A 22,260-nucleotide genomic window follows, 5' to 3' on the forward strand; every position below is an offset into this window, starting at 1 on the left:
GAAATGCGTGGAGAAGAGAGAGCGAGACGGATATTTTCAACAGCGCGTGAAGAGAAACGCTCATATGTACTTGAGTATGAGGTAAAAGAGATTCTCAAGGGATATGATATAGATGTAACGAAAGAAGTTGTCTGCAAGACAGTGGACGAAGCCGTACAGGTGGCGAAGAACATAGGGTTTCCCATCGTGCTTAAAATAGTTTCCACCGAGGTTGTGCATAAGAGCGATTCCGGCGGAGTTAAACTTGGGATAAAGAGCGAAGAAGAGCTCAAAGCTGAATTCGATAAAATGCTAGCACTTTACAGCGGAAAGTTTTCAGCCGAGGCGCTAAAGGGTATCTCAGTTCAGGAAATGGTTTCAGGAGAAGAGGTAATAATTGGAGTGCTAAAAGATTCGCAGTTCGGCCACATGATGATGGTAGGTATGGGAGGAGTTTTCGTAGAAGTGTTTAAGGATGTGGCATACAGGCTTGCCCCGATCACCGAGGCAGAAGCAATGGAAATGTTAAAAGAGCTTAAGGGATTCAGGCTCCTTGACGGATACAGGGGGAGAAAACCTGCAAATGTTAAGAGTCTCTGCGAGACGCTCTCTCGCGTATCAACAGCGCTTGAAGAACTCCCTGAAATAAAGGAGATGGATTTAAATCCTGTTTTTGTCAATGACAAAAGGGCAGTGATAGCTGACGGCCGCATTTTTATCTGACCTTAATCATTAGGTTTTTATTTTAATCAAGTGGAGAACAGAATGAGCACTTATAATGATCTCAGAGATTTTATAAAAATTCTGGAAGAGAAGGATGAGCTTAAGCACATAACAAAAGAAGTGAGCTGGGACGAAGAAGCCGCCGCGGTTTTTATAAAATCAGCAAAGAAGAATAACAGGGCCCTCATATTTGATAAAGTAAAAGACTCAAAGTTTCCTCTCATCATAGGCACGCTTGCATCGCCTGAAAGGATAAAGCTTGCAATCGGAAAAAGCGGAGAGGGCTTTGATGATTTTGTGGATAAAGTTCTAAATACCAAGAGAGATGACTTCCCTGCAACAACTGTCGCAAGCGCGCCTTGCCAGGAGGTTGTTATCACTGGTGATGATGTTGATCTCCTCTCGCTTCCTATTCCTAAGTTTAACGAGAAGGAAGGGGGGCGCTATATCACGGCAGGCGTTTCGATAAGCTATGATCCTGAGACCGGCGCACGTAATGCCGGCGTTTACCGCATGATGGCAAGAGATAAGAACGAGCTCAATGTCAATTTCGGATTCCCCAACAGGCATCTTCTTATGCATGCCAAGAAAAGCCAGAAGATGGGAAAGCCCCTTCAGGTTGCCATTGCATTAGGGTGTGATCCGGCTGTCTGGCTTTGTGCTGCAATGCCGCTTCCTGCAAGCTATGACGAGGTCAATCAGGCAGGCGCGATAAAAGGAAAAGGCATTGAGATGGTAAAGGGGAAGACTATTGATATCAATGTCCCAGCCACTGCGGAAATTATCCTTGAATGCGAGATGGACATCTCTGTCATGAAGCCTGAAGGTCCTTACAATGATTTTCAGGGCTATTACACAAGAGTAAAAGATAACTATGTCATCAAAGTTAAAGCTATTACACACCGCAAGGGCGCGATTTTTGAAACAAGCATGACAGGTGCAGTCCCTGAAGGCGAGATGGAAGTTTACCGCCATTTGCTTTTAAGCCAACAGAAAGTACAGTTGAAAAAAGTGATACCGCAGGTCGAGGCAATGACATTCGATGCGGCGAGCATGGGGCATATTTATATAGTTTCAGTGCGCAACAAAAGACCATTCATGGCTAACCAGATAGGCAGTGCCATCCTTTCGTTCCCGTGGAGCAACATGGTTAAGATGGTGATCGTTGTTGACAATGACATAGATATCTTTGACCCTGCCCAGGTCATGTGGGCGATTGCCACAAGGGTTGATTTTGAAAAGGATGTCACACTTCTTCCCAATATGCCGGGTGCAAGCTTTGATGTCGGCACAGGCGGAAGAAAAGGCGTAAGCAAGATGATACTTGATGCCACCATGAAGCTTGAAGATGAAGGCTATCCGGGCAAATTCCCCGAGGCAGGAAGACAGTCAGCGAAGATAGTGCAATTCGTAAGAGATAACTGGAAGTCCTACGGTCTGGATTGAGGGCAAACGTAAGATTTAGCAGCATACTTTGTCAGCAGCCAGCTCGCAAATCCTCATGTACAGAAAAGTACACTCCGGTATTGCTCGCCGTCCGCTTTCGCGTCTGCTATCTAAATCTTACGTTTGCAAAAAAATATATTCAGCTTCCTCGTCTTCCACGCAAAACTTGAATTTGCAAAAAAATGTATTCAGCTTTTCTCTGTCATTCCCGTGAAAACGGGAATCCAGTGATTTTTTGTTTATTCCTTTTTTTGTATGCCATTCTGAGTCCTTCGCTTGTCATTCTGAGCGTAGCGAAGAATCTCATGTTTCGGCTCAGGATAAACTCCGCGAAGAATCTCGTTTTTTTCTGTTACTTTTACTCGCTCATCTATAATTTTCAATGGGGGTTTTAAAAAGTAGTAGCAATCTCAAACCTATTTATGCCACTTTATTGTCAGCTTTAATCAAGTTTAAGTTACTATTTTAGACTTTTAATCTTGACTGGCTATCTGCGAGAAATGTATAGAGTAAGAAAATAGAAGACGTATAAAAAGAATGTTGGGCATAAAATGCAATGGATCAGAATATGAAAATTTATCCGTTCAACGATGGAGATATATTTGCCACATTTCGTAATATCGTAGACAAGGTAACACAAGAGATTCAGGCATTAGAAAACGAATATGTGCTTAAAGCGTCACTTGCTGAGCTTGAAAATTACTATATCGAAAAGGTCTTTATTCATCCACTTGTCCTACACACAGATCATTATTACATTGAGAATCAATCAGGCACGCAGATAGATATTAGTCATGATTTCCGCAGAGCCGTATTTCCTGGACAGCGTGCTGTTGTCAGAGGGACCTGTTTAGATATAGCCATTCCATACGATGGGGATTCTATTCTTTGGAGAATTCAAGCTTCCACGTTTAGCTTAAGTGGCTTTCCTGAGATAGAAATACGTGATGATACGATAGTTCTAACTGTTAGTTTCCCAGATGACATGGCAAACCCTGACCAACTTAAGGTAGATATAGATAGGAGCATTAGGTCATTAACTGATGCAGTAAAAAATCTAAGTACTGACGTAGAAAAACATAACAATTCAGTGCCGCAAATTATTAAGGCTACCTTACAGCGCAAGAGAATGTTAGCCGAATCTACCATTGGTACTGTGTCATCTCTTGGAATTCCAATAAAACGGCGCGACAAGCCATTAACATTCACAGCACCTATGAAACGACGAGAGTCTCCCATACCTAAGCCAAAAGTTCAAATCGAAGCATATAAACTTGAACCAGTCTTATCAGAAGAAGAGTACCAACATATACTGGAAATTATGCGAAGCATGTCTTTAGTAATTGAAAGGAATCCAGCCGTTTTTTCTTCTCTGGATGAGGAGGCTATTCGAACCCACTTTCTCTTACAGTTAAATGGCCACTATAATGGAAGCGCTACAGGCGAAACCTTTAACGCTTCAGGCAAAACAGACATTCTCATTAGAGTTGAAAATAGAAACATATTTATCGCTGAATGCAAGTTCTGGAGAGGTTCTTCGGGATTTAATGAAGCTATTAATCAGCTCCTTGGTTATTTATCCTGGCGGGACACTAAGTGCGCATTGCTAATATTTAATAAAACTAAAGATTCCTCTGGTGTTTGTCAAAAAATGCATGAAACAATGAACTCTCGTCCAGAACATAAAAGAACAATCACATTTAATCCTAATAGTGATGCAAGATACATTTTCGTAAAAGAAACAGATCCAGGTCGTGAAATTATAATTACAACACAATTGTATGACTTGCCCATTATTTAGGATAATTGCAGATGGCTAACAAAACGCTAAAGAGGGACGAGGATTAGCCGTCTTTTTTTCATTTCGGACTCTGTGCACCCGCGCCCTTCATGTTGGGTGTTAGGCAAGATAGTACATTAGGAAAAAATAAAGAGATGATTATCGTTAGACAATTGATGACGATGATTCCCAAATATGAGGTGTAAATGAGAGGACGTAAGAATTTAATAGATGAATTAAGCCCCATTCTCTTGGTGTTGGGGGTTGTGGCAAATTTAGCTGCTATAGTGACGCCACTTTTGCCATCCGCAGCACCATGGATGTCTTTATTGTTCCTTGTGTTCGCAGTTTTGTTTTGGCTGTTTATTTTGTACAAAAGAATAAATACACCACATAAAGCACGCACTGCACCTGTTCACCTTCACTCTGATTGGGACGCAACTGCACTTGTGTCCAGTTTATCAAATGCTAAAATTTCGGTGATTAAGCCATCTTTGAAGATTCTTGAGTCACTTTCATTGCATCTTATAATAGCCGACAGGCTCGATACAGGAGGATGGTCAAAAACGCAGACTTGGCGTTTTGTTCGAGTTAAAAAACCTCTTTCTCCTGTTGGAACTCTAACAGGCACATACTTCGCATTCGAGGCGCTTAGGCCTTATGGTTATCTGCATTCCTCAGAAGCAAATCATCTTAAAAGTAAACTGTCTGAAATAGTAATGCCAGATGGACGAGTTAAGCGACAAGTTCAACTTACGGGCACTGGCATAACAGAAATAGTTTCGGAAAACCTGCGGCACTCTTCTGCGTGGTTTCTTCTTCGTGCATCAACAGGTGATCATCCTACACCCGCCGATAGAAATTGCGCACTACGAATTGCTGCTGACCTTGCTGGTAGGCTCGAGGTGGCAGAGAGTTTAAAAGGTTTAAAAGAAGATAAAGATATGATGGGCACTGCATTTGCAACTGTTGCACTCATTGCTGAAGAGCCATGGTTCCAAAACAGAAAACCAGAGCATCAAGAACTGGTTCGATTGTCAATCAAGGCGTTCTGTAAGTCAAATGAGTTAAGTACTCCGGGTCATCCCTCTTGGGGTGCTGAAGGAGGTGGCTCAGCTGCTGCAGAAACTGCTGCACAGTGGTGTACAGTATGGCTCTTATGTTCTATTGCTGACTGGCATGGCTTGGATAGCAGTTTGAAATATGCTTTGTCTGATCAATTACTTGACCTCATTGAGGCAAACATTGCCGCAGCGACCACTAAGGACATTTTATTGCCATACGCTTTCACTCGTGACGCATCGCGAACGCCAATAGGAGAGTCACTTTTGGCGACGGCAATAGCATGCTATGCTTCTATGATACTTTTGGGCATTCAAACCCAGCGAGCAGACACAGAAAGAGTGGAAAGAGCAATTCATGATCTTCTGCATCGAATTATAGACCGAGGTATTAAATACTCAACAATTGATTCTTTAGTAGAGCCTTACGAAGGGTACCTGTCATGGGCTGCCTTGCTTTTTGCACTGAGACCAATTCTTCATCCTGTTGCTTTAAAAGCGACAAATTTTATTTCTGAAATATTGTCAGACACTGCAATTAATTTAGGATCTAATGACTTAATGTTAGCCCATGAAAAAATTAACTTCTTGTATAACGAAGCTGGAATTACTCTGCACCCTAATGGTCTAATGCAGGATTTGTAGAGAAAACGACATTTATGAGTCTATAGGTATCAAATGAATAATGAACGAATATAAATTCCTAACAACCGCATCAAGGCCGACGCCGAGAAATGCGGCGGCGCCACTGGTGAGGCCGTTAGCCCCGAAAGGATTTAACATGAGACGAGAAGAAAGAACAATCCCATCAGAAGAGATCCTACTGAAAGCAATGGAGCTTGCATGGAAAGACCATCATCACGCGCGAGACCAAACATGGAAGACAGTACAGATGGTTGCGGTATTAGGCGCGGGTCTATTGACTATAGATCTCCAATACAAGAGTTTGCTGGCAACCGCACTAGCAGCCCTTCTCGTGGTCCTTGCTTCGGCCGTTGGTGTTGGGATCACCTGGAATCATAGGAAGTTAGAAAGGAGAAAATTTATACATTTGATGAATTGTGAAGAACTTCTCGGACTACACCGCGACGATATCATTCCTCTTGCCTGCAATGATGACTCGATGAAGAACAAAAGTGATCTTGTAAAAGACAGCGCAGTCAGCGTTCCGAAGAAATACAAGTTCATCGACGTTATCAATCCTTTCAAGCAAAATACTTCACTTTTCATCCTTCGAATTCACCTTGCTATCATGGTGTTTGCATTACTCATCATATTCCTAAGGTGGCGTATCACATGAGTAAAAATAAGGAGAGCGCCTGTTTTTTATGGAATCTATAAAGGCGGAATTTTAAATCTTATTCTTCTGGTCACTGCCGTAACAATCTGATACCCATTTATGCCAATTTATTGTCAACTTTGATCAAGTTTAAGTTACTATTTTAAACTTTCCTTCTTGACTGACTATCTGCGAGAGAGATATATAAGTATATGAAGTACAATATATATAAAAAAGAATATTACGTTTACCAATTTTATCCAAATTAGTATCTAAGTTCAAAGCTTACAAGATAGAAGATTTTGAATAATTCTCCAACAAATATGTGGATTGTAATTGATGAAATGCCCCCCGGCTCAATGAATTTTGAGAAAATTGGTGGTATAAAGATTTTTCGCCCTCGAGCATCTAATGAGGTAGCACTTTGTGTTGAGGCTGAAAATAATCTTCGATCTGAATTTGAGGTTGGAAAATATACTGATAGGGAAACTATAAACAGGATTCTAAAACATCAGTTTAGTTTTTTTATTAATTTACTTAACCAGTTATTGCCCACCTTAGCATCTTTAGATTTTTTGAGATTTCTTCTGACCGAATATGATAAGACCTCAGAAATTGATCGCTTGTATAAAAACAATCAGCTTAATGATGATAAGGAAAAATGGGCTGATTTAGGCCCAACTATACGGCGAGCAATAAAATATCTCGCAGAGCGAGTAATTCTGTTTCGACCAGTAGAACTGCCTGATGTGTCAGATGAAATAATAATAGAAGCTACAGAAAAAATATGGATTTGTGCAGAAGAATTGGTGAAGCACTACATTTTAAGCGACCAGACGTTTATGATCTTTCCTGATGATACAATTTTTGAAGTCAATCCAGTAGGTAATCACAACTATTGGACGCTTAAGATAAATAATAATTATGCCACAGAAGTGCGAGAACGTATAAGAATTGATACAATGAATCGGGATAAATTTATACATTCCCCGTCATTTGACCTGCAATCCAGTGAGCATGAAAAAATATTGGGGGATGCATTCAAAAATACTATGAGTTTATCATATCTGGAAGTTTTAGGGACTTTACGAACTTTCATTGATTTAGCTCAACCACCTCAAGAGGGTTTTCCTATTCCGTTTGTACACCGAGAACAAACTCTCAACTTGCTAGCAAGCTACTTAAACTTCCCGCAACCAGCTATTGAGCAGGTTATTGCCGGTTTCTCCATTTCCCAATCCAATTTAGAAACCGAAGGTCGTGAGATATGGAAACCGAAACAGGAGTATAGGGCTTTCAGAAGGGGTATTTTTGAAGCCCCTCATTCTACAGGAACTCATCTAATTTTTTCCAAAGCAATGGCAGAAGAGAGCGCACTTCAGCTTGTAGGGGGAATAGTATTTAAAGACATTCCACCAGAATGGCGCAGTGATGAAGTAAATGTGGCTCTGGAAACTTTGTCAAACGAAGCTGGAAAGTGGTTTGAGCAAGTAGTTTTAAAAAATTTTGAAATGGTTGGCGTTTTTGGCATAAAATCTATGAAGAATGGGATTGGACAGCAAAATAAGAGAATTACAATTCCTCCAGATGTTGGCGAGATTGATTATCTTGGATATTCTCCATGTGAAAATCTATTGGTTTTGTGTGAGTGTAAAATGGTCAGAGCAGGCTTTGAACCAAAATATTTCCGCGATGAGATATATGAATTTGTGGGCAGCAACACATCTTATTTTAAGAAGTTTCAAAGGAAAATTGATTGGGTACGTCAGAACGTAAATGATATATGTGATGCTCTATCATCTGTTCGGGTACATGATGTACCCATTACACCGACCCGTATTGCAACAGTAATTGTCACACTCTATCCGTCTATCGTTTCTTGTTTTACTACTGATTTTCCATGCGTCTCTATCACCGAAATCATGATGGGATACAAACAGAATGGGAATTGGCCCTATAAATTGGGAGTACTTATTTGCTGAGATTGAAGGTAAACCTAACAAGCGTTTGCAGCCACTATGTTTTTCAGCTTTGTTTTGTCAGCCAAGTTGTCGTAAACTGAAACTGCTTATCTTGCCCCGCAAAGGTTCAAAAGGGGTTAGGTCTTGAAAGATAAGTTTTGTTATGTAATCTGAAGACTGTAAAGCTTGGACATACAATGAAACAAATTGCTTCATATTTACAAGTCCATTCTACAGATGCAAGCAAGTTAATAATACGTTAGAAAAAAAGTGATAATTCAAGAAATGGCCCCTCTAATTTCCCTGCTTTTTGACTTACTATTCAAACGAACTTGACACGGGATTTTCTGATGGATATTCTTTGGATATACGCAGGAGGTAGCGTTAATGGTTACGAAAATTCAAAAATGGGGAAACAGCCAGGGGCTGCGTATTGCCAGACAGGTTCTTGAGGACGCGCACATTTCGGTGGGCGACGAGGTTGACGTGACAATAAGGAAAGGCATGCTTATCATTGCTCCGATAAAATGCATTCGTGGTCTCAGGAGTCTGGAAGAACTGGTCTCACGCATACCCAAGAGCTACAAGCCCAAAGAGACTGATTGGGGCAAACCAGTGGGTAAAGAGGTCTGGTAGGTGAAAGAAGATATTCCTGAAAAGGGCGATTTTATTGCAGTCACATTCAATCCCCAGTCCGGGCATGAACAGAAAGGCCGCCGCGCGCGTGGGACCTGCGCATTATAAAAGATACACCCCCGAAGTTAATCCTGCGACGAAAAAAGAGATTTTCACCATCTAAATTAACATAGTATGTCGAAAAAATGTCGACATACTATGCTCAAATGTGCTATTTTATAGTATGGGATGTTTCAAGGAGACGGTAGAGTGACAATAAACATACTTCGTAAAAAGGTAAAGGGTGAGGAGTTTGATTATCAGATCCTCCTTGACTGTCTAAAGGGAGTGAAATGCCCGCGCGACAAGATTACAAACATGCTCAAGCGTGGTATGATAATTCGTATTAAGAAGGGCATCTATGTCTTTGGCAAGGATTATGCCCGAAGTCCTTTCTCAAGGGAAGTGCTTGCTAATATGATTTATGGACCTTCCTATATATCGCTTGAATATGCCCTTCATTATTATGGGTTTATTCCTGAGCGCGTCGAGGCATTGACATCAAGTACATGCGGACGCGGGCGGAAATTTTCAACGCCTGCCGGATTGTTTATTTATTGTTCGATACCGCGAAAGGCTTACAGCAAAGGGATAGACAGAGTAGAAATCTCGGGTGGAAGCTCCTTTCTGATAGCTGTACCGGAGAAGGCGCTTGCAGACAAGGTATTCCTTGACAGGGGGACAGGCATAAAGACACAAAGAGAAATGGAAAGATATCTGAGCGAGAACCTTCGTATTGACTTTAGTCAACTGGAACGTCTTAACCATAATTTGATTTGTGAGCTTGCATCTTGCTATGGCTCAAGGAAGATAAGGCTGTTAAGCGAGCTCATCCATAAGTCAGCAAAATAAAAAAATGAATGATATATGAATGAAGTAATTTCAAAAATGATTTCTGCCTATGAGTGCAGGACGCTCGACGACTATGTAAAGGCACTTCGCGAGATTATGCAGGAAGTTGCCCTCCTCGGACTTTGGAGAAGCAAATTTTTCGAGCATTCTGCTTTTTACGGCGGAACAGCGCTGCGGCTTCTTTACGGATTGGACCGCTATTCGGAGGATCTTGATTTCTCGCTTCTTAAAGCTAACCCGGATTTTAACATTTCGCGGTATCTTAATGTCCTGAGAAATGAGCTGGTGTCATATGGCTTTGATGTAAGCCTTGAGAAAAAGAAGAAAGGAGAAGGCACTGCAATCCAATCTGCTTTTCTAAAGGCTGATACATTGAAGCAGCTTATCGTAGTTGAAGCTCAGAAAAATATAGTAGCAGAACTGCCGCGAGGAAGAATAATAAAAATTAAACTCGAAATCGATACAAATCCACCGGCAGGATTTGAAACTGAAACAAAGTTCCTGCTTCAGCCTATCCCTTTTTCAGTCAAAGTCTTTTCATTGCCTGATCTTTTTGCGGGAAAGATGCACGCACTTCTCTGCAGAAACTGGAAAAGCAGGGTTAAGGGACGTGACTGGTATGACTTTGTCTGGTATGTTTCAAATCATCCGAATTTAAGGCTTTCACATCTTGAAAAAAGAATGCAGCAGAGTGGACATATAAGGGAAGAAGAACATCTTGAAGAAGATGAATTCCGCTCAATGTTGAGGGAAAAAATAAAAGCGGTTGACGTAGTACAAATTAAAAAAGAGGTAACTCCATTCCTAAAAAATCCGGATATGATTGCAATATGGTCTGAAAAGTTTTTCCTGAGCCTGATAGAGAAAATTAAAATTGTATAGAGAAGAAAAACATTTCTTATCCTAAACAGGCTTTTTTTATGCGACTATAAGTTCAACAGGGAAAGGCTGGTCAATGCCGACGGTTTTGCTGACATAAAGTTTTTCAATCCCTATTACTTTGCCATTCTTATCTTTTTTAAGAATAACACCTTCCCCTACCTCTTCGCATAGAACCTCATCCTCGGGATTCCCAAACCAGATATCCATTGTGTCCGATTTCTTGTGATAATAAACAATTACCTTGTCCATATCACATCTCCTTCCTTTACTTTCTCTGTTGGATAAGCTGTAATTATAAAACCTTTCATTCCCGAATTCTTAACTACTACACAATATAGTCTATCAATCAGTTTGTAGTAAAGGAAAACATTCCTGTCTGTCCTGCTCTGTTTGATTTCATCAGGAAATTTCAAAGTATTTTTTACAGCTTCTTTCTTCCCCTTCATAATCGGGTGCTTTATTGTGGTGATATAAAGCCAATAGTTTTTTGTTGTTCTTACCTCAATATTAAGAGGTGTCATTATTGAAAAAAATATTTTTTCCTCAAAATACATAAGATGTTCTCAGACTTTATACTTAGCTTTTCCTGAAACGGTAGCTTAGGAATACCATTGCAAGACCTGCCGGAAATAGAAGGCCAGAGCTTGGTTCAGGCACCGGATTGACACATATCTGCTGGCCGTTGTTAAGTTTGCCCGGATTGCCGAAACCTGTTCCCCAGGGGCTTATGGCTGATGCTGCAAATGATGATAAAAGGGTTTCGTCAGATGACGTTATAAAGAGTTTGTAGATTGAGTTGTTAATGGCAATATCTGGGAAAATAAAATCCTGAAGCAATATGTCATTTCCGTTTCCTGCAATTCCGTCAATGCTGTCAATGAGCGAGATTTCCTCGCCGGTGTTAAGCAGGCTCATTGCCGAGGAAGTGACTCCTGCATAAATTGACGAATCCGTATAGAGGGAAGAAAAACTCACAGCGCCTGCCGGCTCGCTTATAACAGCAAATGTGCCGTCGGGTATTGAATGTATGTCAGCATATCCGGAAAGCTGTATGATGGATTTGTAGCTTGCCCCGCCATTGTCGCTAAACATGAGTCTTGAAAGGTTAAGGATATTTCCGGTGCCATTGTATATCTCGATCCATTCTCCGCCGGTATCAGAAACCGGATGGTCATACATTAGTTCGCTTATCTCAATACCGTCGCTGATATTAATTGGCGAAGCTACGGAGACAGAGGTGAGAGTGATGAGGCATACAAAAGATAAAACAGCACAGCAGATAAAACCAAAGTTACATTTTTTCATATTATCCTCCTTGTTTGTTAAAATAATATAAAATAAACAAAAAAGAGCAAATAATGTCAATAGAAAAGTTTGTGGAAATTTTAAGGTTAAAAAGCAGAAGTTGAAAAAAGAGGTGAAGCTATTAGTAGTTTTAGCTTCTAAGCGCTGTCACTATATTAGTTCTTGAGGCTTTGAATGCAGGGAGCACGCCTCCGATAAAGCCCATGATAACGGCAAAGAGCATGGACTGAAAAGCAATGCGCGGGGAAAGTTCGAACTTGAAGGCTATTTCCGAGAAGGTCTGAAAATTCATTGTAGAGACTGTTATAAGCTGCATGAAAGATGCAGCGGCAAGACCGATTATTCCACCTGATAATGATAAGAAAAGGCATTCAATCATAAATGCCATCAGTATGCTTCTCCTTCTAAACCCTATGGCGCGCAATGTCCCGATCTCTCCGGTCCTTGCACCTACCGATGCATACATCGTTATCATTGCTCCTATTGTGGCGCCAAGGCTGAAGATAATAGTGATGGTAAGCCCCAGAAATTTTATGAATGTAGAGAATACTTCAGATTGTTCCGCGTAGTATACTCTTTCCCTCTTAATCTCTGCTGTGAGCCTCTGATCAGCCTCAATCCGTTCCTTTAGCGCTTCAAAATCTGAAACGGCTCTAAGTCTCATGGTGACAGATGAATAGACAGGTCTTCTGAAAGCGCTCATAATCTGTTCCGAATCACCCCAAATCTCGGAATCAAAGCCGCTGTTCTGTGCATCGAAGATACCAACAACCTTCCAATCCTGCCCTGAAAATCTTATTGTCGCCCCGAGCTCAACTCCGAGGAAATTCTTGTGTATAGAGCTTCCCACAATTATTTCGCGAAGCCCTTTCTGCCATGCTCTTCCTGACTTTATCTTTACCTGTGGACGGAGGGACATACCGTTTTCTCCTGTCCCTCTTACGGTTACATTTGACATTGCCCCTGTTGACTTCTTGGGAAGAGTTATGAGGATGACTGTTTCTTTAGCTACCATAGGTTCGCCGCCTCTGCTAACTGCAATCTCAGGATTGTTTATAATCAGGTTTGCCTGTTCACGGGTAAGACTGCTCTGGATTTCTGTTTGTGATGACTTCCTGATGACAATTACATTATCATCTGAGCCTGTATCCACTAATGTTTTTTCAAGTCCATGCGAAAGCATGAGCACGTCTGCGAAGACAAACACTACCAGCGCTATTCCAAGCGCAGTAAGAGTGCTTGTAAACCTCCTGGCAAGCACATTCTTGATATTGTAGCTGATGGGTATCATAATCCTGTCTTCATCCTATTTTTCTCAAGCTTGTAGCTATTGGCGTATTGATTGCTCTCCATGCAGGAAAGAGTGATGCAAGAATACCTACTGCGAATGCAATCAGGAGTCCCATCCATATGGTATCGTTTGATACGCTGATTACAGGAAGGTATGTTTCAATAGCCTTGCCGAATATTTTTACCAGCGGGAATGTAAGCGGGATCCCGATAGCTGCTCCGCCTGCGGCAATGGTGAGCGATTCCCCCAATATAAGCGAAAAGAGTTTTCTTCCGCCGAATCCCATCGCTTTTAAGGTTGCATATTCCGGTATTCTTTCTCTTGCCGCCATTGCCATGGTGTTTAAAAGTATGACGAGTATTATGACTATTATTATGGCTGAGACAATTCTAAGAGCCTTTACAATCGCCTCCACCATGGAAAGAAAGCCAAGCTGGAAGGCCTTTTCAGTCTCGGTGATTGTCTCTGATGAGGAGTTCTTGAACATAGCGTCAATCTCGTTGCTTATTTTTGCCGCATCATCAGGGTTCTCTATCCAGAAGAGAAACCATCCCACATGATCTACTTCTGAGGGCATAATGATTTTTTTTCTCTCATTGAGATAATCCCATCTGAAGAAGAACATGGTCTCATCCACGGATTTTTTCGATGCCTTGTAAAGACCTTCAATTACAAAATCCCATTCCCCGGCAAATATGTTCCCCGTAATTCTTACGGTGTCCCCTTTTTTCCAGCCGAACCGGGCAGCAAGTTTTTTCCCCACTATGCAGCCATTGCGGTGAATCTCAAAGTTTCTTCTTTCCTCAGGGGTGATCAGTATTTCCGGATAGAGCTTGAGATAGTTGGTGTCTATGGCAAAATTGGACATGAAGTTTTTTTCATCCTTGTAATAACCTCCAAACCAGTTTCCATAGCCTATGTTTTTTATTCCCTTAATCTTGGCAATTTTTTCTTTATAGGAAAGCGGGATCGGAGTGATTATAGAAATGGAATTTCTTGTCACCATGCGGTTATCCGATGCCATCTCGACTCCAAAGTACCATGCAGAGATTACCGTCCTTATAAGGATGAAAGACATTATTGCTATGGCAAGTCCAAGGATGGTAAGCGCAGAGCGGAGCTTGTGCCGGGTAACGTTTCTTATCGCAAGTTTTGCAAGGTTCATATTTATTTAAAGATGCTAAACCAAAACACCTTTATCCAGATGCCTTATGGTGTGTGCTTTTTCAGATGCACGCGGATCATGGGTGACCATGATTATGGTTTTTTTAAAGTCCTGGTTCATTTGACCAAGCAGTGCGAGGACCTCTTCTGCAGAGCGCTTGTCAAGTTCACCGGTCGGCTCATCTGCCACTATCAGGTTTGGATCGGCGACTATTGCACGCGCTATGGCAACCCTCTGTTCCTGCCCCCCAGAAAGCTGGCGTGGATAATGATCCATCCTGTTTGCAAGCCCCACCAGGTTTAACGCAGTGATGACATGTTCTTCCCGTTCCTTCTTTGAAAGGTTTGTAAGGAGCAAAGGGACCTCCACGTTGTCAAAAGCAGTGAGTACCGGGATTAAATTATATGACTGAAAGACAAAGCCCACGTTTCTTGCCCTCCATCTGGCAAGGTCCGTTTCATTGAGCGTGGTTATGTCAACACCGTCAATTATGATAGAGCCTCTGTCTGCTCTGTCTATGCCAGCTATGAGATTTAAAAGAGTAGTCTTTCCAGACCCTGATGGTCCCATGAGGGTAAGGAATTCTCCCTCCGGGATTGAAAGTGAGATATCTTCAAGCACTGGAATCTCTAAACTTTCCCTCCAGTATGACTTGAAAACATCTTTGATCTCTACAAGAACCGCACTCATTTTTCCGCTACCTCTATTTTAGCTCCGGATTTGAGAGAATCAGATGGATTAAGTACGAGCTTCTCTCCGGGGTTTACACCGCTTTTTATTTCAACGAGGTCTCCAAGTTGTCCACCAGTCTCAATCTGTTTTTCCGTTACGGTAGAGTCGGTTACAACGAATACGACTTTCCTGCCGTCCCTTGTCGCGATTGCAGTTGAGGTAATGGCTGTTCGGGGATTTGATAACATGTCATCAGTTGCTTCTTCCGAAAGGAATGATATCCTTGAGCTCATCTCAGGGAGGACCTTTGAATCAATGTCCGTGAATTTTACCTTGGTCATTATAGTCGCCTTGGCTCGCTCTGCGGTTGGTACTATCATGTGGACCTTACCGCGGTATCTTTTGTCAGGATATGCATCGAGAGTAATGATGCAGGGCTGTCCTATTTTTACGAGATTTATATTTGACTCTGAAACATCAGCCTCTACAAGAAGCGATGACATATCAGCCATAGTGACAACTGCGGCACGCGAATTTACAGAAGATGCAAATGGAGCGACAATCTCGCCTACGTCTGCATTTTTTGTAAGAATCGTGCCGTCAAATGGAGCCCGGATGTATGTATAATCAAGCCCGACCCTTGCCTCAGAAACGCTTGCCTTTGCTGACAAAGCTAAAGCTTCCGCAGAGTCAAAACCTGCAACCGCTTTTTTGTATCTAGCCTCGGCAATATCGAAAGATGATTTTGATACCGTGCCGCTGTCTACGAGTTTCTTTTTCCGGTCGAGGTCAAGCTTGGAATCATCAAGCTCTGCCTTAGCCTGTTTGTGAAGGAAAAGGGCAGAATCAAGGTTAGCCTCGGCTCTCTTTAAAGCTGCTTCCGTATCCCTGTTTTCAAGCCTGCCGATTATTTCTCCCTTTTTTACCTGGTCACCCTCTTCAACGTTAAGGACCTCAAGTCGCCCTGTGCCTTTGGAAGCCACTGCGGCTTTGCGTTCAGCAACCACATATCCTGTGGCGTTGAGAGTTGTTTTTGCCTGGAATGGATATACGGAACTCACAGTAGTTATCTCGACTTTTGCAGTTGGCGTGAATACTCCTTTTTGGTAAAGAAGAAAGGCGAGAAATATTAATACTACTGCTGTTATGGAACGCGTTATGTATCTGCGCCGTTTCTGTTTAGCATAAAACTGATTTTCTGATGTCCTGTTAATCTTTAATTTGTCAATTTCCATAAGTTCCCTCGCTGGCAGCAGTGAAATTTCTCTTCTCTTAAAATATCCTTCTTTATATGAAATAAAAGAGTTTTTCAATAAGTATGGGTTTCTGAAAAAGAATTTACATAAGCTGTAAATAAATGTTGATTAATATGTAAAACTCTTTAATATTGCTTCTTAACAAAAAAACAAGTACTCGAACACTGATCCTGCGAAGTACGATTCCCCATCCACAATACCTGATCCAAAAGCCGATAGTCGCAATATTTTTTTTCTGGCTCTGATTTAGACTGACATTTTGGAAAAGAGAATTGTCTTTATTTCTAACTTTAAAACGGGGTATAGCTCTAAATTAACACTATGAAAGATGATTCATTTACATTAAATGACGGCTCCAATATAGCTGTAATCGGAAGCGGTCCGGCAGGTTCTTTTTTCAGCATCTTTGCCTTAAAGATGGCTAAGCTTGTTGGAAAAGAAATCAATATCACCATATTCGAGCCTAAAGACTTCCAGAAGAAAGGACCCAGAGGATGCAACCATTGCGGCGGTGTCATTTCTGAGCGCTTAATCCAGATGCTTGCCGTTGAAGGAATAAATGTTCCACCTGAAGTAGTGCAGAGAGGAATAGATTCATATTATTTTTATACCAACTCCGGCGATGTCCATATTAAAACTCCTTCGGACGAGAAAAGAATAGCAGCCGTTTATCGCGGCATAGGACCAATAGATACTGAAGAGAGCATAAAAAGTTTTGATCAGTTCCTGCTTGATATCGCAATTGAAGAAGGAGCTGTACATCAGCCTGTAAAGGTAGACCATGTTATTTGCGGAAAGAAGCCCATGCTTTTTTCAAAGCTTGATAAACTTATGGAGGCTGATCTTGTTGTGGGAGCTTTTGGAGTGAACAGCGTGTCATCGGCAATTTTTGAATCCGCCGGGTTCGGCTATAAAAAGCCTGAAACAACTACTGCATCTATTTCGGAATTCCATCTTGGCAAAGAAAAGGTGAGGGAGTATTTTGGAAGTTCAATACATCTCTTTTTATTGCCTATCAAGGATATAAAATTTGCAGCTATTATTCCCAAGGTGGAACATGTGACGGTCTGCATACTTGGCAGGGAAGTGAATAAGGAAACAGTTCAAAACTTTCTAAGCCATCCATCGGTAAAAAAGGTGCTCCATGAAGAAGTGCTGACAGAGCAGTCGTGCATGTGTTTTCCCAAGATGAATGTAAGCGCCGCGAAGAATCCTTTTACCGACAGGGTAGTCGTGATAGGGGATTCAGGGTCTGCAAGATTGTATAAGGATGGTATCGGGGCTGCATATACCACGGGGAAAGCAGCGGCAAAAACTGCTATCCTTTACGGAGTGGGTAGGAATGATTTCAGGAAATATTTTTCTTCTGCCTGCAAAGGTATAAATACTGATAATCTGTATGGGAAATTCCTCTTTGGAGTGACGGATACTTTAAGGGAAAGATTAATTCTCTGCGAAGGAGTTATGGAAACACTCAGAAAAGAACAAGCTTTTAATGGTGAACCAAAAAGATTGAGTTCAATTTTATGGGATATGTTTACAGGGAACGAGCTTTATAAGAATATCTTTTTCAATTCTCTTCATCCTAAAATGAATGTAAGATTGTTATCAGATTTTGCAACTACGGTGTGGAGGAGACTCAAATGAAAGATGGGGAACTTGGCAGAGTTTATAAGAATGATGAAATAATCTTCAGGGAGGGAGATCCGGGAGATGTGATGTTTATTGTCCAAACTGGGAAGGTGAGGATTTCTAAGCAGACTCAGTCGGGGGATATTGACCTTGTGACACTCGGAAATGGAGAGATTTTCGGAGAGATGGCGCTTTTCGACCATCTTCCCCGTTCTGCAACAGCCAGGGTGGTTGGAGAAGCACGGATTATCAGCGTAGATAAGAAAAGTTTTTTTGCCCGCGCTGGTAAAGACCCTACTCTGGTTTTTAAGATACTTCAATCCATGAGCGAGAGAATGAGGAAGATGAATGAGGAATTATCAAAATTAAAAAAAGTTGAAAGGAATTTTCTTAATTCTTTTATAGATTCCGGAGAGATATGCCGGATTGTTTTAGAGGAGGCAAGGAATAACATTAAATCGGATAATGCTTCAATAATGCTTCTCGATGAGAATGAAAAGACTCTTTCCATAATATCAGCGTTTGGTATTGAAGTTAACCCAAAAGTGAAACTCTCTGCTGGCAAAGGAATAGCAGGAAGTGTGCTGAACAGCGGCAAGGCAGAACTGGTAAATAATGTTTCCATAGATAACAGATTCGTTGCCGGTGGCACCAATATCAAGTCAATGCTTTGTGCTCCTCTTAAATTGAAGGGGCGCGTATTCGGAGTTATAAATTTAAGCAGCAGTACAGAACAGCTTTTCACACTCGATGACCTGAAGCGTCTCCATCTTTTATCTATCTATGCATCCATTGCAATTCAAAATGCCATCGAATGTTCTTCTGTAAAAAATGCGGTAGGAGATATCATAGAAAATGCAACCCTCATGGATGAGTGGTGAGCTGTTCAAACATTTATCATACCCGCTGTTTGAAAGAGAACAAATTGATCATCTTTTAAAAACACACCTCAGCCTATCAAGGCGTATCATTCTGATTATCAAGCCTTTTCAACATTAAAGCTGTTTTTTAAAATTCTGGCACATTGTTTGCACTGCTTATTGGTGTAAACAATTTGGAGGATAAAATATGTTAAACTCCTGCGATACAGCTTTTGTGTTAATTTGTTCGGCTCTGGTTTTTATAATGACGCCGGGACTTGCCTTTTTTTACGGGGGGCTGGTGCGCAATAAGAATGTGCTTTCTTTAATGATGCAGAATTTTATCGCCATGGGGATGGTGACGGTCATATGGGCTGTCATAGGATTCTCTCTTATCTTCGGGCATGATGTTGACGGCATAATTGGCGGGCTCGATTATCTGCTGATGAATAACATAGGAATCAATTCGATTTATCCCGGAACAGGAATCCCTGTCTGGACATTCTTTATATTCCAGCTGATGTTTGCGGTTATCACACCCGGTCTTATAACCGGCGCATTCGTTGACCGCTTCAAGTTCTCAAGCTACCTTATTTTTATGAGCCTCTGGAGCGTGCTTGTCTATTCAGTCATTGCGCATTGGATCTGGGGGGGAGGAATTCTTGCAAAGTTAGGTGCAATAGATTTTGCGGGTGGTACGGCAGTGCATATAAGCGCCGGCATGGCGGCACTCGCAACTGCAATGTTCATCGGCAAAAGACGTCTTGGCGAAGCCCAGCCTCACAATATCACCTACGTCGCCCTTGGAGCAGGACTCTTGTGGTTTGGATGGTTTGGATTTAACGGCGGAAGCGCATTGTCCGCAAACTTCATCGCAAGCATCGCCTTTGTGAATACAACGCTTGCCGCCTCTGTGGCCATGCTTGTCTGGCTCTTTATCTCATGGACTCAAAAAGGAAAACCAAGCCTTATCGGTGCCTTAACTGGCGCTATTGCAGGGCTTGTGGCTATAACACCTGCCGCCGGATACGTTACTCCTAAAGCGGCCATGATAATAGGAATTGTTGCAGGAGTGGTCTGCTATTTTGCAATGGTGTTCAAGATTAAAAGGGAGTGGGATGATGCGCTCGATGTATGGGCATGTCACGGGGTAGGAGGAATTGTGGGCTCCATTCTTACCGGCGTCTTTGCATCGCCTGAAGTCAACTCATATACAGGACTGGTCTTTGGAGGCTACGAGCTTTTCAAGGCGAATCTCATTGCCACTGTTGTTGCCGCCGGATACAGCTTCGGAGTCACCTATCTTATCCTGTTTGTTCTTTCAAAATTCATGGATATAAGGGTTGAAAAGGAAGTAGAAGAACAGGGACTTGATTTTCATCTCCACGGTGAGCAGGCATATAATCTGGATTGGTAGTTTCTAATCATCTGAAAATTTCGTTACACGCCGCGCGCGCTTCAATTCGCCGCGGCGTTTTTTTTCTTCAAGCCTTTTCTCTTTTAATATCCGTGGCGGTCTGGTTTTTCTCCTGATTACAGGCTTTACTGCGGCTTTGCGGATAAGTTCAATGAGACGGGCTAAAGCGTCTTCACGGTTTTTTTCCTGAGTCCTGTATCGGCGGGCATCGATTACAAGAATGCCTTCAGATGTGATTCTCTTGCCGCACAGTTTAACAAGGCGTTCACGCACATCGCCGGGGAGCGAAGGAGAGCCTGCGGCATCAAAACGGAGTTTCACGGCTGTCGAGACTTTGTTGACATTCTGTCCGCCTGCCCCTGATGCGCGGACAAACTCCATCTCTATCTCTGCTTCGCTTATTGCTATTTCATCAGTTATCTTTATCATTATTTTTTTGGTTCTAATGTTTGGTCTGGCAGTTCCCTACCTCTTCCTTTTTGTTGTGTTGAGAGCGTTAGTAATTGGTTTGGCAGTTCCGCGGCAGGCGCCTGAATTTTGAAGCCTAAGCGGGACTGCCAAACCAATTTGTAGCTTAATAATTATTATTGTCTCACCCTTACCCTGTATATCAGTTTTGCCTCACCATCATTCGGGACATTGATGTTAAACTCAGCAGTTGAAGCATCAGGTTTCTTGTACTCATGGGAAGACAGGATTATTGTCCAGTCCCCCGGAATTGGCTCGGTTACTTTGACTGTAATGTCCTCTTTCTTGTGATTTCTTAATGTTATCTCATAAGCTGACTCATATGTATCATTTGCGAGCTTCCTCCAGTCTGTCTGTTTTCTTTCACCTACGACATCAAAAGCCTCGCCGATCTTTATGGTTATCTTTTCATTTTCAGGGGTGTGATTTATGGAATCCTCGCCAATAAATTGCAGGCTTCCTTCAGTATCGCCTTTGTATGTCCTTATTATTCCTTTTGGCAATGGGATGCCGAGATTGTTTTCTTTCCTGTTTGCTATTTCAATGAATACTTTTACTTTCTGCTCCCCTCCAAATCCGGGGTCACTGTCAAAGTAATTATAGTTGTTGGAAGAGAAACGGAATTCCTTTTTAACTTTTATTCCTTCGGCGGTAATAAGGTTTATCTGTTTTGTCTGATTGTCTTTTACTGTTGCAGGTCTCTGGAGTGTATAAATGTGATATTCGAAAAAACCCTCTTCTTTAAACTGCGGAGCAGCCTCTGCAATATCGGCTGCCATAAATACAGCGCCTTTCCTTCTTACTTTTCTTTCAACCTTGTTCACATCCCCTGCGACAAGCTTTAATTTCGCATTTTTATATGTCGTGCCGCTTTTGTTATCAATTGTAACCCAGCCGGAAAGGTCTGCTGCATCATCTTTCTCATTCAATATGAGCACATAGTCAGACTGCCAGTTAATCCCTTCCGTTAAATATGAGACTTCGACCTTTTGCTCATCTCTAAGGTTATTCTCTGCAAGCCAGACAAGTGTGGGCTTTGAGATTAGATTCTCCGGCACACTTGGGAAGATTATTCTTCCCGGATGATTGAAGGTAATCTCATTGCCAATCTGAAATACGGGTTTCTCATTATTTGCAAGCAGGGTCGCAGTTACAACTTCTTCCCTCTCTGTGTAAGGGTTCTTCTGATAGAGTTTGATCTCCTTGCCCACAAATTTGTCCAGAAGCTTTCCGGGACTTAGTAGGTCATACTCATAGTTTTGTTCCAGAATATTGAGGCTATCAGGTTTAACGATGGATTTAATACTGACGCTTGCCGGTATTATATCTGCTGCCACGTCCATGAACCTTATCTCCCCGATACCTTTCGGGATGCTCATACTCCTCTGGTCTTTAACAAGTCCCAGATTGTTGTTGTAAACAGTTAAGGCGATTCCTGTCTGAGTCTCATCTTCGCAGGTTATAAGCCAGTTTTTACCATCTTCTTTTTCGGCTGCTGCTATACTGGATAGCTGAAACAGGAAAATCATGAATAGAGCGAAATAAAGATATTTTCC

The 22,260-nt window shown here is 41.9% G+C and carries 21 protein-coding genes; 12 read left to right on the plus strand and 9 right to left on the minus strand.

The window, feature by feature from the left end; all coding sequences use genetic code 11:
* Positions 1-3: 3 nt before the first annotated feature.
* The 9 genes from HZA77_01120 (at position 4) to HZA77_01160 (ending at position 10,638) form a co-directional block, all read left to right on the plus strand.
* Positions 4-702, plus strand: coding sequence for an acetate--CoA ligase family protein (locus HZA77_01120; protein MBI5374007.1), 699 nt, complete (start codon positions 4-6; stop codon positions 700-702).
* A 42-nt stretch (positions 703-744) separates the two neighbouring features.
* Complete coding sequence (locus HZA77_01125; GenBank protein ID MBI5374008.1) at positions 745-2,148, plus strand: UbiD family decarboxylase; 1,404 nt, start codon at positions 745-747, stop codon at positions 2,146-2,148.
* Between the two features lie 574 nt (positions 2,149-2,722).
* The gene (locus tag HZA77_01130) at positions 2,723-3,949 is read left to right on the plus strand and encodes a hypothetical protein (protein MBI5374009.1); all 1,227 of its coding nucleotides are present in this window, start codon (positions 2,723-2,725) and stop codon (positions 3,947-3,949) included.
* 185 nt (positions 3,950-4,134) lie between these two features.
* A complete protein-coding gene (locus HZA77_01135; protein ID MBI5374010.1) occupies positions 4,135-5,634 on the plus strand; it encodes a hypothetical protein in 1,500 nt (499 codons plus the stop codon).
* Between the two features lie 40 nt (positions 5,635-5,674).
* A complete protein-coding gene (locus HZA77_01140) occupies positions 5,675-6,289 on the plus strand; it encodes a hypothetical protein (protein MBI5374011.1) in 615 nt (204 codons plus the stop codon).
* 281 nt (positions 6,290-6,570) lie between these two features.
* Positions 6,571-8,250 (plus strand): hypothetical protein, encoded by a 1,680-nt coding sequence (locus HZA77_01145; protein ID MBI5374012.1) that lies wholly within the window; start codon positions 6,571-6,573, stop codon positions 8,248-8,250.
* A 366-nt stretch (positions 8,251-8,616) separates the two neighbouring features.
* A complete protein-coding gene (locus tag HZA77_01150; protein MBI5374013.1) occupies positions 8,617-8,865 on the plus strand; it encodes an AbrB/MazE/SpoVT family DNA-binding domain-containing protein in 249 nt (82 codons plus the stop codon).
* Between the two features lie 249 nt (positions 8,866-9,114).
* On the plus strand, positions 9,115-9,756 hold the full coding sequence (locus tag HZA77_01155) for a hypothetical protein (GenBank protein MBI5374014.1): 642 nt from the start codon (positions 9,115-9,117) through the stop codon (positions 9,754-9,756).
* Between the two features lie 15 nt (positions 9,757-9,771).
* On the plus strand, positions 9,772-10,638 hold the full coding sequence (locus tag HZA77_01160) for a nucleotidyl transferase AbiEii/AbiGii toxin family protein (GenBank protein MBI5374015.1): 867 nt from the start codon (positions 9,772-9,774) through the stop codon (positions 10,636-10,638).
* Between the two features lie 36 nt (positions 10,639-10,674).
* Here the strand turns inward: HZA77_01160 and HZA77_01165 are convergent, their stop codons facing one another.
* The 7 genes from HZA77_01165 to HZA77_01195 form a co-directional block, all read right to left on the minus strand.
* Positions 10,675-10,887 carry a DUF2283 domain-containing protein gene (locus HZA77_01165; protein ID MBI5374016.1) on the minus strand — a complete coding sequence of 71 codons (213 nt, stop codon included), beginning with the start codon at positions 10,885-10,887 and terminating at the stop codon, positions 10,675-10,677.
* Entirely contained in the window at positions 10,875-11,192 is a 318-nt protein-coding gene (locus HZA77_01170; protein ID MBI5374017.1) for a DUF4258 domain-containing protein, read from the minus strand. Before HZA77_01170 ends, HZA77_01165 begins: the two co-directional genes overlap by 13 nt.
* Positions 11,193-11,214: 22 nt before the next feature.
* On the minus strand, positions 11,215-11,943 hold the full coding sequence (locus tag HZA77_01175; GenBank protein MBI5374018.1) for a lamin tail domain-containing protein: 729 nt from the start codon (positions 11,941-11,943) through the stop codon (positions 11,215-11,217).
* A gap of 130 nt (positions 11,944-12,073) precedes the next feature.
* The gene (locus HZA77_01180; GenBank protein ID MBI5374019.1) at positions 12,074-13,237 is read right to left on the minus strand and encodes an ABC transporter permease; all 1,164 of its coding nucleotides are present in this window, start codon (positions 13,235-13,237) and stop codon (positions 12,074-12,076) included.
* Between the two features lie 7 nt (positions 13,238-13,244).
* Positions 13,245-14,399, minus strand: a complete 1,155-nt coding sequence (locus tag HZA77_01185) for an FtsX-like permease family protein (GenBank protein MBI5374020.1) — start codon at positions 14,397-14,399, stop codon at positions 13,245-13,247.
* A 15-nt stretch (positions 14,400-14,414) separates the two neighbouring features.
* Entirely contained in the window at positions 14,415-15,089 is a 675-nt protein-coding gene (locus tag HZA77_01190; GenBank protein ID MBI5374021.1) for an ABC transporter ATP-binding protein, read from the minus strand.
* On the minus strand, positions 15,086-16,306 hold the full coding sequence (locus tag HZA77_01195; GenBank protein MBI5374022.1) for an efflux RND transporter periplasmic adaptor subunit: 1,221 nt from the start codon (positions 16,304-16,306) through the stop codon (positions 15,086-15,088). Before HZA77_01195 ends, HZA77_01190 begins: the two co-directional genes overlap by 4 nt.
* Before the next feature lie 342 nt (positions 16,307-16,648).
* Between HZA77_01195 and HZA77_01200 the strand changes: the two genes are divergently transcribed.
* From HZA77_01200 to HZA77_01210, 3 genes are all read left to right on the plus strand, one after another.
* Complete coding sequence (locus HZA77_01200; protein MBI5374023.1) at positions 16,649-17,974, plus strand: hypothetical protein; 1,326 nt, start codon at positions 16,649-16,651, stop codon at positions 17,972-17,974.
* Entirely contained in the window at positions 17,971-18,840 is an 870-nt protein-coding gene (locus tag HZA77_01205; protein MBI5374024.1) for a cyclic nucleotide-binding domain-containing protein, read from the plus strand. The genes HZA77_01200 and HZA77_01205 overlap by 4 nt, the downstream gene beginning before the upstream one ends.
* A 187-nt stretch (positions 18,841-19,027) precedes the next feature.
* Positions 19,028-20,236, plus strand: a complete 1,209-nt coding sequence (locus HZA77_01210) for an ammonium transporter (GenBank protein MBI5374025.1) — start codon at positions 19,028-19,030, stop codon at positions 20,234-20,236.
* A gap of 3 nt (positions 20,237-20,239) precedes the next feature.
* On the opposite strand, the gene arfB is transcribed toward HZA77_01210, so the two are convergent.
* A complete protein-coding gene (gene arfB, locus HZA77_01215) occupies positions 20,240-20,665 on the minus strand; it encodes an aminoacyl-tRNA hydrolase (GenBank protein ID MBI5374026.1) in 426 nt (141 codons plus the stop codon).
* A gap of 155 nt (positions 20,666-20,820) precedes the next feature.
* Positions 20,821-22,233 carry a DUF4139 domain-containing protein gene (locus HZA77_01220; protein ID MBI5374027.1) on the minus strand — a complete coding sequence of 471 codons (1,413 nt, stop codon included), beginning with the start codon at positions 22,231-22,233 and terminating at the stop codon, positions 20,821-20,823.
* Between the last annotated feature and the right edge of the window lie 27 nt (positions 22,234-22,260).

The organism is Candidatus Schekmanbacteria bacterium, from assembly GCA_016219965.1.
Lineage (GTDB): Bacteria > Schekmanbacteria > GWA2-38-11 > GWA2-38-11 > J061 > JACRJM01.